The 13,049-nt window shown below is 71.3% G+C and carries 13 protein-coding genes; 8 read left to right on the top strand and 5 right to left on the bottom strand.

Annotated features, from left to right (window positions below; all coding sequences use genetic code 11):
• The first annotated feature begins 128 nt into the window (after positions 1-128).
• From HHX31_RS28450 to HHX31_RS28470, 5 genes are all read left to right on the top strand, one after another.
• Positions 129-1,328: an ATP-binding protein gene (locus tag HHX31_RS28450; protein ID WP_169951927.1), complete on the top strand. Its 1,200-nt coding sequence runs from the start codon at positions 129-131 to the stop codon at positions 1,326-1,328.
• Entirely contained in the window at positions 1,325-1,963 is a 639-nt protein-coding gene (locus HHX31_RS28455) for a response regulator transcription factor (protein ID WP_169951928.1), read from the top strand. The genes HHX31_RS28450 and HHX31_RS28455 overlap by 4 nt, the downstream gene beginning before the upstream one ends.
• Positions 1,964-2,006: 43 nt before the next feature.
• Positions 2,007-3,467, top strand: coding sequence for a glutamate-cysteine ligase family protein (locus HHX31_RS28460; RefSeq protein ID WP_169951929.1), 1,461 nt, complete (start codon positions 2,007-2,009; stop codon positions 3,465-3,467).
• A 51-nt stretch (positions 3,468-3,518) separates the two neighbouring features.
• Positions 3,519-4,208 (top strand): neutral zinc metallopeptidase, encoded by a 690-nt coding sequence (locus HHX31_RS28465; protein ID WP_169951930.1) that lies wholly within the window; start codon positions 3,519-3,521, stop codon positions 4,206-4,208.
• A gap of 86 nt (positions 4,209-4,294) precedes the next feature.
• A complete protein-coding gene (locus tag HHX31_RS28470) occupies positions 4,295-5,116 on the top strand; it encodes a type II CAAX prenyl endopeptidase Rce1 family protein (RefSeq protein WP_169951932.1) in 822 nt (273 codons plus the stop codon).
• Here the strand turns inward: HHX31_RS28470 and HHX31_RS28475 are convergent.
• From HHX31_RS28475 to HHX31_RS28490, 4 genes are all read right to left on the bottom strand, one after another.
• Complete coding sequence (locus HHX31_RS28475; RefSeq protein WP_169951934.1) at positions 5,080-5,838, bottom strand: response regulator transcription factor; 759 nt, start codon at positions 5,836-5,838, stop codon at positions 5,080-5,082. The two genes, HHX31_RS28470 and HHX31_RS28475, sit on opposite strands and share 37 nt — an antisense overlap.
• Positions 5,835-6,992, bottom strand: coding sequence for a sensor histidine kinase (locus HHX31_RS28480; protein WP_169951936.1), 1,158 nt, complete (start codon positions 6,990-6,992; stop codon positions 5,835-5,837). The genes HHX31_RS28475 and HHX31_RS28480 overlap by 4 nt, the downstream gene beginning before the upstream one ends.
• 9 nt (positions 6,993-7,001) lie before the next feature.
• Positions 7,002-7,490 carry a hypothetical protein gene (locus HHX31_RS28485; RefSeq protein WP_169951937.1) on the bottom strand — a complete coding sequence of 163 codons (489 nt, stop codon included), beginning with the start codon at positions 7,488-7,490 and terminating at the stop codon, positions 7,002-7,004.
• A 222-nt stretch (positions 7,491-7,712) separates the two neighbouring features.
• The gene (locus HHX31_RS28490) at positions 7,713-8,447 is read right to left on the bottom strand and encodes a PIG-L deacetylase family protein (RefSeq protein ID WP_169951939.1); all 735 of its coding nucleotides are present in this window, start codon (positions 8,445-8,447) and stop codon (positions 7,713-7,715) included.
• 49 nt (positions 8,448-8,496) lie between these two features.
• On the opposite strand from HHX31_RS28490, the gene pcrA reads away from it, so the two are divergent.
• A complete protein-coding gene (pcrA, locus tag HHX31_RS28495) occupies positions 8,497-10,770 on the top strand; it encodes a DNA helicase PcrA (protein WP_169951941.1) in 2,274 nt (757 codons plus the stop codon).
• A gap of 197 nt (positions 10,771-10,967) precedes the next feature.
• On the opposite strand, the gene HHX31_RS28500 is transcribed toward pcrA, so the two are convergent.
• Entirely contained in the window at positions 10,968-11,885 is a 918-nt protein-coding gene (locus HHX31_RS28500) for a hypothetical protein (protein ID WP_169951943.1), read from the bottom strand.
• A gap of 173 nt (positions 11,886-12,058) precedes the next feature.
• Between HHX31_RS28500 and HHX31_RS28505 the strand changes: the two genes are divergently transcribed.
• Together HHX31_RS28505 and HHX31_RS28510 are read left to right on the top strand one after the other, a co-directional pair.
• Positions 12,059-12,502, top strand: a complete 444-nt coding sequence (locus tag HHX31_RS28505) for a MarR family winged helix-turn-helix transcriptional regulator (RefSeq protein WP_169951946.1) — start codon at positions 12,059-12,061, stop codon at positions 12,500-12,502.
• 76 nt (positions 12,503-12,578) lie between these two features.
• Complete coding sequence (locus tag HHX31_RS28510; protein WP_169951948.1) at positions 12,579-12,980, top strand: cobalamin B12-binding domain-containing protein; 402 nt, start codon at positions 12,579-12,581, stop codon at positions 12,978-12,980.
• Positions 12,981-13,049 lie beyond the last annotated feature (69 nt).

Below are 13,049 nucleotides of genomic sequence, written 5' to 3' on the forward strand. Positions count from 1 at the left end.
ATCCTGTCGTCGCCCGCCGTGTCTCTGCCATCGGGGGAACCCCTGACTCGACCCCGACCCCTCAGGGATGCGGTCAGGGCATGCCCTGATGCGCTCATGGCCCGTGACGTGTGACGATGCTTCCCGAGATGTCTGAGATGCCTAACGCCCCCGTGGCGTACCCCCGGATGGTCCGGCCCCTCGCGGGCCGGGTGGTCGCGGGCGTCGCGCAGGGCGCCGCCGCCCAGCTGCGGCTCGACCCCGTCGTGCTGCGCCTCGCGTTCGTGCTGCTCACCGTGGTCGACGGGCTGGGGCTCGTGGCGTACGCCGCGCTGTGGATGTTCACCCCCAAGGAGGACGTCCCCAAGGAGGAGGCGAAGGGCCGCGAGCCGGCCCGTGACTGGGGCCAGCTCGCCGCGTACGGCGTGCTCTGGCTGGCCCTGGCGGGCTTCGCCTGGCTGACCGGCGCGTCCAGCGGCGGGTTCGGCATGTGGCCGATCGCGGTCGGCGGCATCGGCGCGCTGATCCTTTGGCAGCAGGCCGACCCGGGGAGGCGGCAGCGGTGGATGTCCGGCGCGGTGAAGCAGGTCAGCGCGAGCTGGGTGCGCACCGGCGTGGGGGCGCTGCTCGTCGTCGTGGGCGCGATCGGCTTCCTCGCCGCGAGCGGCGAGCTGGCCAAGGCCAGGACCGGGCTGGTGTTCACCGCGGTAGTCGTCGGCGGCATGTCGATGATCGCCGCGCCCTGGCTCGCCTCGCTGGTCAAGGAGCTCCAGCGCGAGCGCACCGAGCGCATCAGGCAGGAGGAGCGGGCCGAGGTGGCCGCCCACGTCCACGACTCGGTGCTGCACACGCTCACCCTGATCCAGCGCAACGCCCACGACGCCCGTGAGGTCGTGCGCCTGGCCAGGTCGCAGGAGCGGGAGCTGCGCAACTGGCTGTACCAGCCCAAGCAGGACGCCGACGCCACCCTCGCGGCGGCCGTACGGCGGGTCGCGGCCGAGGAGGAGGACGCCCACGGGGTGCAGATCGAGGTCGTCTGCGTGGGCGACTGCGAGCTGAACGAGGGCCTGGTGGCCCTGCTGCACGCGGCCAGGCAGGCGATGGTCAACGCGTGCAAATACAGTGGGGCTCCGGTCGTCTCCGTCTACGCCGAGGTCGAGCCCGACGAGGTGACGGTGTTCGTCCGGGACCGTGGCAAGGGCTTCGTGCTCGACGACGTCCCGGGGGACCGGATGGGCATCCGCCAGTCGATCATCGGCAGGATGGAGCGCAACGGGGGAAGCGCCAGGGTCAGGACCGAGCCAGGCGACGGAACCGAGGTCATGCTGACCATGAAGAGGGAGCGATGAAGACCGTACGCGTGCTGATCGTCGACGACCACCGGCTGTTCCGTTCCGGTGTGCGGGCCGAGCTGGGGCCGTCGATCCAGGTGATCGGCGAGGCCGAGGACGTGGAGTCGGCCGTGAAGACGATCGCCGAGCTGGAGCCCGACGTGGTGCTGCTCGACGTGCACATGCCGGGCGGCGGCGGCCAGGAGGTGCTGCGGCGCGTGCTCGGCTCGGGCTCCCAGGTGCGTTTCCTCGCGTTGTCGGTGTCGGACGCGGCCGAGGACGTGATCGGGGTCATCCGGGGCGGCGCCCGGGGCTACGTGACCAAGACGATCAGCGGCGCGGAGCTGACCGACGCGATCGTCCGCGTGTCGGAGGGCGACGCGGTGTTCTCACCGCGGCTGGCCGGCTTCGTGCTCGACGCGTTCGCCTCGACGGAGGCCCCGCCCATCGACCCGGAGCTCGACTCGCTGACCCAGCGCGAGCGTGAGGTGCTGCGGCTGATCGCGCGGGGCTACGCCTACAAGGAGATCGCCAAGGAGCTGTTCATCTCGGTGAAGACCGTCGAGACGCACGTGTCGAGCGTGCTGCGCAAGCTGCAGCTGTCCAACCGGCACGAGCTGTCGCGCTGGGCCACCGCACGACGCCTGGTCTGATCCCGTCTGGTGCGATCGCCCTCCGGCGTGCGACGCTCGGTGAATGGGCCGTGACGTACCTTCCGTCTCCTTCACCCGGGAGGACCGCCGACGCTACCGGGACAAGGTGAAGCTGTCGCTGGACGTCCTGGCCGACATGCTGCGGGCGTCGCGGTTCTCGTTCGACCGGCCGCAGATGGGCATGGAGATCGAGCTGAACCTGGTCGACTCCCGGGGCGAGCCGGCGATGAAGAACGCCGAGGTCCTGGCCGCCATCGCGGAGCCCGACTGGGCGACGGAGCTGGGGCAGTTCAACGTCGAGATCAACGTCCCGCCGCAGGTGCTGTCCGGCGAGGGCACCCGCCTGCTTGAGGAGTCCGTACGGCTGCGCCTCAACCGGGGGCAGGAGCGGGCGGCGCGCGTCGGCGGGCAGCTCATGCTGGTCGGCATCCTCCCGACGCTTCGCGAGAGCGACGTCAGCGAGGGGACGCTGTCGGCCAACCCGCGCTACAAGCTGCTCAACGAGCAGATCTTCGCGGCCAGGGGCGAGGACCTGCACCTCATGATCGAGGGAGTGGACCGGCTCGACACCTACGCCGACAGCATCACCCCCGAGGCGGCGTGCACGAGCGTGCAGCTCCACCTGCAGGTCAGCCCGGAGACGTTCGCGGAGCACTGGAACGCGGCCCAGGTCATCGCCGGGCCGCAGGTCGCGATCGCGGCCAACTCGCCGTTCCTGTTCGGCAGGGAGCTGTGGCGGGAGACCAGGATCAGCCTGTTCGAGCAGGCCACCGACACCCGGCCGGAGGAGCTGAAGGCCCAGGGCGTGCGGCCGCGCGTCTGGTTCGGGGAACGATGGATCACCTCGGTCTTCGACCTGTTCGAGGAGAACGTCCGCTATTTCCCCGCGCTGCTGCCTCTGTGCGACGAGGAGGATCCGAAGCGGGTGCTGGAGGAGGGCGGGGTGCCGGAGTTGCACGAGCTGCGGCTGCACAACGGCACCGTCTACCGCTGGAACCGCCCCATCTACGACGTCTCGGACGGCGTCCCCCATCTGCGGGTGGAGAACCGCGTGCTCCCCGCCGGTCCCACGGTGGCCGACATCGCGGCCAACGCCGCGTTCTACTACGGGCTCATGCGCGTGCTTCCCATGGCCGAACGGCCCGTGTGGTCCCGGATGTCCTTCGCCGCCGCCGAGGACAACCTCCGCAACGCCGCGAGGTACGGTCTCGACGCCCGCCTCTACTGGCCCGGCCTGGGCGAGGTGCCCGCCGCCGAGCTGATCCTGCGCAGGCTGCTGCCGATGGCCTACCACGGGCTCGACCTGTGGGAGGTCGACCCGGCCGAGCGCGACCGGCTGCTCGGCATCATCGAGCGGCGCTGCGTGACCGGCCGTACGGGGGCGGACTGGCAGGTCAGGACGGCCCGGGCGTTCGGCGGCGACTACGAGGCACTGCGCCGCATGACTCTGCGCTATCTGCAGCACATGCACACGAACGAGCCGGTCCACACCTGGGGCATGTGAAGTCTCGTACCAAAGGCAGTTTTTGCCGTCTGAATGGGTATTCACCCATAGATGACCCGCCGTGTACTCGCCGCGTTCCTGTTCGTGGTGTTCCTGGTCGCCTCGTGCGGCACGCTCACCGAGTCTCCGCCCGACCGGGCCCAGCCGGGAGACGCCGAGTCCGGGGGCCGGACGCCCTGCGAGGGCGCCGGTGACGACTTCCCGGGCGACGTCGCGCTCGCCCGGTGCCTGACCGAGTGGTTCTGGGCGCGCCGCTTCGAGCAGAGCGGGGGCGCCTACCGTCCGATCACCCGCTTCGTCGCCTACGAGGGGAACGGCGGCCCCGACTGCGGCGGGCAGCCGGCCGTGCCGGAGAACGCCTTCTACTGCCCGTACGGCCACTTCATCGCCTACGACGCGGCCTGGCTGGAGGCGATGTACGACCAGATGGGCGACGGCGCGGTCTACGTCGTGATCCCGCACGAGCTGGGGCACGCCGTGCAGGCCCAGCTCGTGGACGACTTCCGTTTCAACGTGGAGCGGGAGTTGCAGGCCGACTGCTACGCGGGCGCCGCGCTCAGCGGCCTGATCCGCGTCGGGGTGCTGGGCGCGGAGCAGGGCGACGAGGAGGAACTGCTCGCCAACCTCGAGGCGGCGGGCGATCCCACCGACGTCTGGTGGACCCCGGACGCCCACGGATCGCCAGAACTGCGCCAGCAGTACTTCGCCCGCGGCTACAACGACGGCGTGGGAGCCTGCTGAGGCGGCGTACGGCATGCTGACGTCCGGGAGGCCGTGAAAGGGCTCCGGAGCCCTCGGGGTTTCCGGGGCGAGAGGACGGAGGACGGGTGAAGCCTGCGGTCGCGGGATGCGTCGGGGTGCTCGCCGCGGCGAACGTGCTCAACAACCGGATCGCCAGGCGGTGGGCGCCGGTGACCTCGGCGGTCGCGACGGGGACGCTGCTGGTGGTCGCCAGGCGTGCGGGGCTGACCTGGCACGAGCTGGGCTTCCGCGACGCCCGCGCCGGTGCGGTGACCGGGGGCGCGCTCGCCGCCGCCGTCGCCGCCGGGTACGCCGCCGGGGTGGCGCTGCCCCGCACCCGGCCGTTGTTCAAGGACCAGCGGGCGCTGGCGCTGTCTCGCCGCCGCGTGCTGGAGGAGGCGCTGGTCCAGGTGCCCTTCGGGACCGTGCTGCTGGAGGAGGTGGGCTTCCGCGGTGTGCTGCCCGCCCTGCTCGGCCGCGTCATGCCCGCGCGTGCGGCGGTCGCCGGCTCGGCCGCGCTGTTCGGGCTGTGGCACGTGCTGCCCGCGCTCGACATGGCCAGGGCCAACCCCGCCCTCGGCCGGCTGACCGCGGGGGAGACCCCGGCCGAGGCCGCCGGCCCGGTCGATCCGGAGCGGCCCGTACGGGCGGGACGCGGGCGGGCAGGACACGGCCTGCGGACAGGAGGGCCCGAGGCAGGACGGCCGGCGGAGGCGGGACGGCTGGTGGCGGGGACGGTGGTGTCCACCGCGGTCGCCGGGCTCGGGTTCCACGCCCTGCGGCACCGAGCCGGGCTGCTCGCCCCCGCGCTGCTCCACCTGGCGACCAACTCCCTCGGCTACGCCGCCGCCCGGGTGGCCAGCCGCCTGGATCAGCCCTCGCGGGGGTCGGCCAGGCCGGTCCGGTAGGCGTACGCGACCGCTTGGGCCCGGTCCCGGAGGCGGGCCTTCGCGAAGAGGTTGTTGATGTGCGTCTTGACCGTGGCCTCGCTGACGAACAGGGCCTGCGCGATCTCGCCGTTCGACAGGCCGTGCGCGATGAGCCGCAGGACCTCCGCCTCGCGTGGCGTCAGCCCGTCCGGCGGTGTCCCGGTCCTCCCTGTGCCCGCTGCCGTCCCGGTGTCCGTCGGCCTCCCAGTGCCTGCCGGCCTCCCGGTGCCGTGCGAGCGGGGAGCCGGTGCGGGGACGGGGCCGGGGGCCCGCGCGGGCGGCTCTGTGACGGCGTTCAGCAGGCGGCGCTGCACGCCGGGGTCGAACTGGGCGTCGCCGTTCATCACCGTGGTCACGGCGCGGGCGATCTCCTCCGCGTCCGCGCTCTTGGTGAGGAAGCCGCGCGCCCCCGCCCGCAGGGCGGCGAAGACCGACTCGTCGTCGGTGTACGTCGTGAGCACCACGACCTGGGTGCCGGGGAAGCGGGCGCGGATCGCGCGGGTGGCCTCCACACCGTCCATCCTGGGCATGCGCAGGTCCATGAGCACCACGTCGGGCCGGTGGTCCGCGACCAGTCGGAGCGCGGCCTCGCCGTCGCCCGCCGACCCCACGACCTCGATCTCCGGCAGCAGGCCGAGCAGCAGCACGAGCCCTTCGCGTACGACCGACTGGTCGTCGACCACGAGCACGCGGGCGGTCACGCCGGCATCCGCAGTCTGACCCGGAAGCCGTCCTCCGTCTCGCCGGCCTCCAGGGCGCCGCCGAGAAGCTCGGCCCGTTCGCGCATGCCCACGAGACCGTATCCTCCACCCGGCGTTCCCGGCTGGTCGCTCGGGGGGTTAACGACCTCCAGTTCGCACGCTCCGTCGCGGAAGTCCAGCCGCAGGGCGACGGGGGAGCCGGGCGCGTGCCGCCGCACGTTGGTGACGGCCTCCTGCGCGGTACGGATCACCGCGAGCTCGATCTCCGGGGGCAGGCGGCGTCGCGGGCCCAGGATGTCGAGCGTGCACTCCGTGCCGGTGGCCTGGCGGAACTCCTCGGCGAGCGCGTCCAGGGCGGAGGGGAGCGGCGGCGTGTCGTCCCGCAGCGCGGCGACGGCCCTGCGGGCCTCCTCCAGGCCGTTCTTGGCCAGTTCGCGGGCGCGTTCGACCCGGTCGAGCGCCTCCGTGGACCGGTCGGCGCGCAGCAGCAGCCGGGCGCCCTCCAGATGCACGATCTGCGCCGACAGGGAGTGCGCGAGGATGTCGTGGATCTCCCTGGCGATCCGGGCGCGCTCGGCAAGCACGGCCTCGCCCTCCTGGGCGGCGGCGGCGGCCCTGCGCTGTTTGACGGCGTAGGCGACCGCGAAGACCACGCAGATCGAGACGCACAGGCCGAGGTCGCGCTGCCGCGCCTCGGGGGAGACCGGCGGCAGCAGTCCGATGGCGCTCGATCCCAGGCCCGTCAGGGCCAGCAGCAGGAGCGGCAGCGACCATCTCAGCGGATGCCGTACGGCGGCGGCCCCGACGGCGAACATGAGCACGGCGACGGCCGGGCTGCTGTCCGAGACCATGTCGAGGGCGATGGCCGCCACGATGGTGAGCCCGACGAGGACGGCCTCCGCCGGCCCGCCGTTCCAGCGTCCCGGCAGGATCGGCCGCAGCCGGATGACGACCATGAGGGACAGCGTCACGGCGATCGCGGCGGTCAGCGCGCTGATGGCGAGCCGGTCGCCGTTCAGGCCGAACCCCGGATGGCCGGTCGCCTGCCCGCCGACCAGCAGGGCGATCACAGCCAGCCGCAGGAACACGCCGGCGATCGCGTTCCTGCGGCTGGACTCTCGGCCGGCCTGGACATAGCCGTCACGACTGGGCACGTCCCGACGTTAGCGGGCCGTCTGGATGCCCGATGCGGGGCCGGTGGGCAGGGCGTTCGCCCGCCGGGCGACGACGAGGAACTGCACGCCGAGAGTCACCCCGACGAACAGGAGCACGGAGTTCTGCGACGAGGCGAGGCCGAGGAAGGAGGTGAGGGCCATCATCGCGACCCGGACGGCGATGGAGCCCACCCAGGCGATGAGGGTCGGGACGCCGCCCTGCGCCCACGCCACGCCGCGCTGGTCACGCCACACGCGCGTCGTCATGGCCCGCAGCACGCCAAGACCGGCGGCCACGAGGAGTTCCGCGACGAGCACCGCGATGCTCAGGGACGCGTGACCGGCGTCGACGAGCCCGCCGCCGCTGAGGCCGGCCAGGATCATCACGGCGGCGATGATCGCCCCCACGGGCCTGGCGACGGGCCTCGGCCTCATCTGCCGATAGATCACGACGGCGACGACGACGAGGGTGAGGGCGACGATCTGTGTGGTTTCCATGCGCTCGACGGTAGGAATATCGGGCGCGCACCGGATCGGCGCGAGGGTGGAGAACAGGGGTGGAGATCAGGCGATCTCCACCCCCGGGTGGACGAGGCCCATGGGAGAGCGGCGAGGCGGGCTGGGTGGGGGATCGACGAGGGGTTGCGTGTCGGGGGCGTCGGTAGTCCCTGGGGTGTCGCGGCTTTGGGGCGGCGGCGCGCCCCGCTTGGATGCCGGGGCTCAGGCGGTGTTGATCCGCTGGAACGCCTCCGCGTACGAGCCCTCGGGGAGGCCCGCGGCGGCGGCGTGGCCGGAGAGCCAGCCCTTGACCATGCCGTCGAGGTCGGGGATGTGCGCGGTCTGGCTCTCGTGCGCCCGCAGCGCCGCGATCTTGCGGTCCACGGTGGCGGTGACGTCGACGTAGTGGTTGACGGTCATGCCGCCCGTGAGCCACACCTCGCGGACGGTCCAGGCTTCGAGCCCTTCGTCGGTCAGCAGTTCGGGGAAGGCGTACGGGTTGCGCGCGTCGGGGTAGACCGCGTCGAGGGTGGCGCCGCCGACGGCGCGGTGGTCGGGGTGGCTGGGGCCGAGCCGCTCGTAGTTACGGTCGGGGCTCGACGTGACGACCAGGTCGGGGCGCACCTGGCGGATCACGCGTGCGATGTCCCGCCGCAGGCCGAGCGTCTGCTCGACCATGCCGTCCTGGTAGCCCAGGAAGCGCAGGTCGCCGACGCCCACGCACTTGGCCGCGGCGGTCTGCTCGGCGCGGCGCAGCGCCGCCATGCCGCCGTTGTCCACCGCCCGGTCGAACCCGCCCGCGTCGCCATTGGTGACCAGGCAGTACACGACCTCCGCGCCGGAGTCGGTCAGCCTCGCGACCGTTCCCGCGCCGCCGAAGTCGATGTCGTCGGGGTGTGCGACGACCACCAGCACCTTCTTGATTTCCGCCTCGTCCAGCACGTGCGACCTCCTCATTGTGTGGCACATCACCTTAAACGTGACTTGCCGGGCGAGTGGGCCCCGGATGTCGGTGCGCGGCCATAACCTAAGGAGGGTGTCCACCCGAGCCGCCACTCATCCATTGCTCGACGGCCTCAACCCGCAGCAGCGGGACGCCGTCATCCACCAGGGCAGCCCGCTGCTGATCGTCGCCGGGGCCGGCTCCGGAAAGACCAGGGTGCTGACGCACCGTGTCGCGTACCTGCTGGCGGAGCGCGGTGTCCAGCCGGGGGAGATCCTCGCGATCACCTTCACCAACAAGGCCGCCCGCGAGATGAAGGAGCGGGTCGACAAGCTCGTCGGGCCGCGGTCCAGGGCCATGTGGGTCATGACGTTCCACAGCGCCTGCGTACGGATCCTGCGGCGCGAGGCGAAGCGGCTGGGCTTCACCTCCAGCTTCTCGATCTACGACCAGGCCGACTCCCAGCGGCTCATGGCGATGGTGTGCCGCGAGCTCGACCTCGACCCCAAGCGCTACCCGCCGCGGTCCTTCTCCGCGCAGGTCAGCAACTTCAAGAACGAGCTGATCGACTACGAGACGGCGGCCGACCGGGCCTCGACCCACCTGGAGCGCACGCTCGCGGAGGCGTACCGCACCTACCAGCGGCGGCTCACCGAGGCCGGCGCGATGGACTTCGACGACCTGATCATGCTGACGGTCACGCTGTTCCAGCTCTTCCCCGACGTGGCGGAGCACTACCGGCGGCGGTTCCGGCACGTGATGGTCGACGAGTACCAGGACACCAACCACGCGCAGTACATGCTGATCCGCGAGATGGTCGGGCGGCCCGAGGTGCGCACCGCCGACGGCGACGTGGTGCGGGAGGGTGTGGAGCCCTCGGAACTGGTGGTCGTCGGCGACGCCGACCAGTCGATCTACGCGTTCCGCGGCGCGACTATCCGCAACATCCTGGAGTTCGAGCGCGACTACCCCGACGCGCGGACGATCCTGCTGGAGCAGAACTACCGCTCCACGCAGACGATCCTGAACGCCGCCAACGCGGTCATCTCCCGCAACGAGGGCCGCAAGCCGAAGAACCTGTGGTCCGACCAGGGCGCGGGACCGAAGATCATCGGATACGCCGCCGACAACGAGCACGACGAGGCCATGTTCGTCGCGCAGGAGGTCGACCGGCTCGGCGACGACCACGGGGTCGTCCCCGGCGACGTGGCGGTCTTCTACCGCACGAACGCCGCCTCCCGGGTGTTCGAGGAGATCTTCATCCGCACCGGCCTGCCGTACAAGGTCGTGGGCGGGGTGCGCTTCTACGAGCGCAAGGAGGTCAAGGACCTGCTCGCCTACCTGCGGGTCCTGGCCAACCCGAACGACACGGTGTCGCTGCGGCGCATCCTCAACGTGCCCAAGCGCGGCATCGGCGACCGCGCCGAGGCGATGGTCGAGGCTTTCGCCAACCGGGAGCGCATCGGCTTCTGGGAGGCGTTACGCCGTGCAGACGAGGCGCCGGGGGTGGCCACCCGCTCGCTCAACGCGATCCGCGACTTCGTCACGATGCTCGACGAACTGCGCGCCAAGGAGCTTCCGCTGTCGGACCTGGCGGAGGAGGTGCTGAGCGCCACCGGCTACCGCACGGAGCTGGAAACCTCGGGCGACCCGCAGGACGAGAGCCGGCTGGAGAACCTCAACGAGCTGATCTCGGTGGCCGCCGAGTTCGAGGAGGCCAACCCCGAGGGCACGCTCGTCGACTTCCTGGAGCAGGTCTCGCTGGTCGCCGACGCCGACCAGATCCCGGACGGCGACGACCACGGCGGCGTGGTCACGCTGATGACCCTGCACACCGCCAAGGGCCTGGAGTTCCCCGTGGTGTTCCTCACGGGCATGGAGGACGGCGTCTTCCCGCACATGCGCTCGCTGAGCGACCCCAAGGAACTGGAGGAGGAGCGCAGGCTGGCGTACGTCGGCATCACCCGGGCCAGGGAGCGGCTCTACCTGTCGAGGTCGGCGGTCCGCTCGGCGTGGGGCGCGCCGTCGTTCAACCCGGCCTCGCGCTTCCTGTCCGAGGTGCCCGGCGACCTGGTCGAGTGGCGCGGCGACCCGGGCAAGACCGCCTGGTCCGCCGCGACCTCCCGCCCGGCCGCCCGTACGGCTCCCGCGCAGAGGGCCGGAGGCCGGCAGGTTCCGAACCTGTCGCCGGGCGACCGGGTCACCCACGACACCTTCGGGCTCGGCACCGTGGTGGCGGTGGACGGTCAGGCGGAGAAGACCCGTGTGAAGATCGACTTCGGGAGCGAGGGCGAGAAGACGCTGCTGCTCGCCTACGCGCCGATCGACAAGCTCTGATCGACAAGCTCTGATCGCGTCCAGGGGGCCGCGGCCGGTGGCTGTGTCGCGGGCGGCGGCGTCCGTAAGACCGCGGCCGGTGGGCGTAAGCGAAACGGCCGGCCCCGGGGGGAGACCCACCCGGGACCGGCCGTCGATGGCCTGTGCCGCGCGAGGGGTTCGGTCGCGCGGCGTTCACTCACATCCGGTCGTGCGGCTCAGTTGGGCAGGATGACGGTGCCCTGCGTGTCCGGCACGTCGCCGTCGATGTCGTTCAGCCCGGCGACCTTGCTCTTCGGCGGCGCCTTGACCGTGACCTTCTTGCCCCAGCCGGCGAACGTGATGACGTCGGACAGGCTGAAGGCGACGGAGTCGTCCTCGAGCTTCATCGTCAGCTCGGCGCTGGCCGAGGCGCGGCGGACGAGCTGGTCGGCGCCGATCCACAGCTTCCAGGACACCATGGTCTTGCCCGGGTTGGCGCCCAGGCCGGCGAAGCTGTCCTTGATGCCCGGGTTGGTCTTCATGAGCTGCGACAGCGTGATGGTGCCGCGGTAGAGGGTGGTATTGGCGCCGTTGACGCTGCCGCCAGGCCCCTTGGCCTTGGTGGTCGCGAGGACCGTCTTCAGGCTGCGCCAGTCGGCGGGGTTGACGAACTCGCCCAGGCTCACCGAGGAGCCCGGCCGCTGGCCGGGGACGCGCAGCCAGGTCTTGCCCTCGGGCAGCAGGCTGGAGTAGAACCCGCCGGAGAGGTAGCCCGTGCTGCCGATGACGATGACGCGGAGGGGCTTCTCCGCCTCCTTCAGGTCCTCGTTCTCCTCCTTCAGCAGCTCGTTGTACTTGAGCTTCTGCGTGCTGTCGGAGGCGACGACGCCGGAGCGGCCGAAGGCGAGGCCGCCGTTCGCGGTGAATTTGATCGCGGTGATGCCGGCGAAGCGCATCGTGCCCGTGGAGACGTACCGCACGCCGTGGCCGGCGACGTAGTGCTTGCGCAGCGCCGCGACCGGGTCGGCGGCGGCCTGGGCCTGCGCGGGGGTCTGCGCCCGCGCGGGGGTTTGAGCCTGCGCGGGGGCGGCGACGGCGGGCGCCACGAGCGCGGCCGTTGCGGCGCACGCCAGCGCCATGATTGCTCGCTTCAAGGTGAATCCTCCCGTAGTTGCCCTCATGATCGAGAGGGCAGCTCGGAAATCTTCGCGATGTCTGGTCACAGCAATGTCACGAAATTCCACATTTTTTGTGAGTTTCCAGGTCATTGCGGGGTATGCGGCCTGATTATCATTTCGCCGCGAAATGTTCGTAGCGAAAGGGCGTCATGGAGGAGAAAACGGCGGTCGAGGAGATATCCCGGCTCTATCCCACGGTCCACCGGCGTCTGCGTACGTCCAGCCGCCTGCTGCCTGGCCGTGACCTGACCGCCCGCATGGCGTCGGTCCTGTGTTACCTGATGTCGTGCGGGCCGCTCACCGTGGGCGACCTGGCCGCGCGTCTGCGGCTGTCGCGCGCGGCGACCACCGAATTGCTCGACCGCGTCGAGATCCGGGGGCTCGCCGAACGGACGCGCGACGAGCGTGACCGGCGGCGCGTCTACGTACGGATCACCGAGCGGGGGCGTGCCGCCGCGGGCGCGGACGGCGACGTCGACGCGCCCGACGACGACCCGCTCGCGACGGCCGTGCGCATGATGACCCCGCAGGAGAGGCAGGGGCTGGTGGACGGCCTGCGCGCGCTGCTCAGGGAGCGGCCCGCGATCGGCTGACGAGGGGCCGTTCCCCGGGGATGCGGGGCGCGGCGGTTACGCTTCGGGCAGCGAGCACCATCTGCGGGAGGTCGTCATGGCAGGCAGGATTCGGGTCGTCATCGCAAAGCCGGGGCTCGACGGGCACGACCGCGGGGTCAAGGTGGTGGCGAGGGCGCTGCGCGACGCGGGCATGGAAGTCATCTATACGGGGCTGCACCAGACGCCGGAGCAGATCGTTCGTACGGCGGTCCAGGAGGACGCGGCGGCCATCGGGCTGTCCATCCTGTCCGGCGCCCACATGACGCTGTTCGCCCGGCTCTTCGAGGTGCTGCGTGAGGAGGGCGCCGATGACATCGTGGTATTCGGCGGTGGAATCATTCCCGATTCTGACATTCCCGAATTGCACAAGATGGGGGTGGCCAGAATCTTCACGCCGGGGGCCACGACGCAGGAGATCGTGGAATGGGTCCGTTCGGCGGTTCCAGCCACCGTTTAGGCCATTTGCCCAACCTTGCCGTACTTGAGGGTTGTTGGCAAGGCTCGGGTGGGACCCGATGACGTGGTC

Source organism: Microbispora sp. H11081 (genome assembly GCF_012999535.1).
Taxonomy (GTDB): Bacteria; Actinomycetota; Actinomycetes; order Streptosporangiales; family Streptosporangiaceae; genus Microbispora.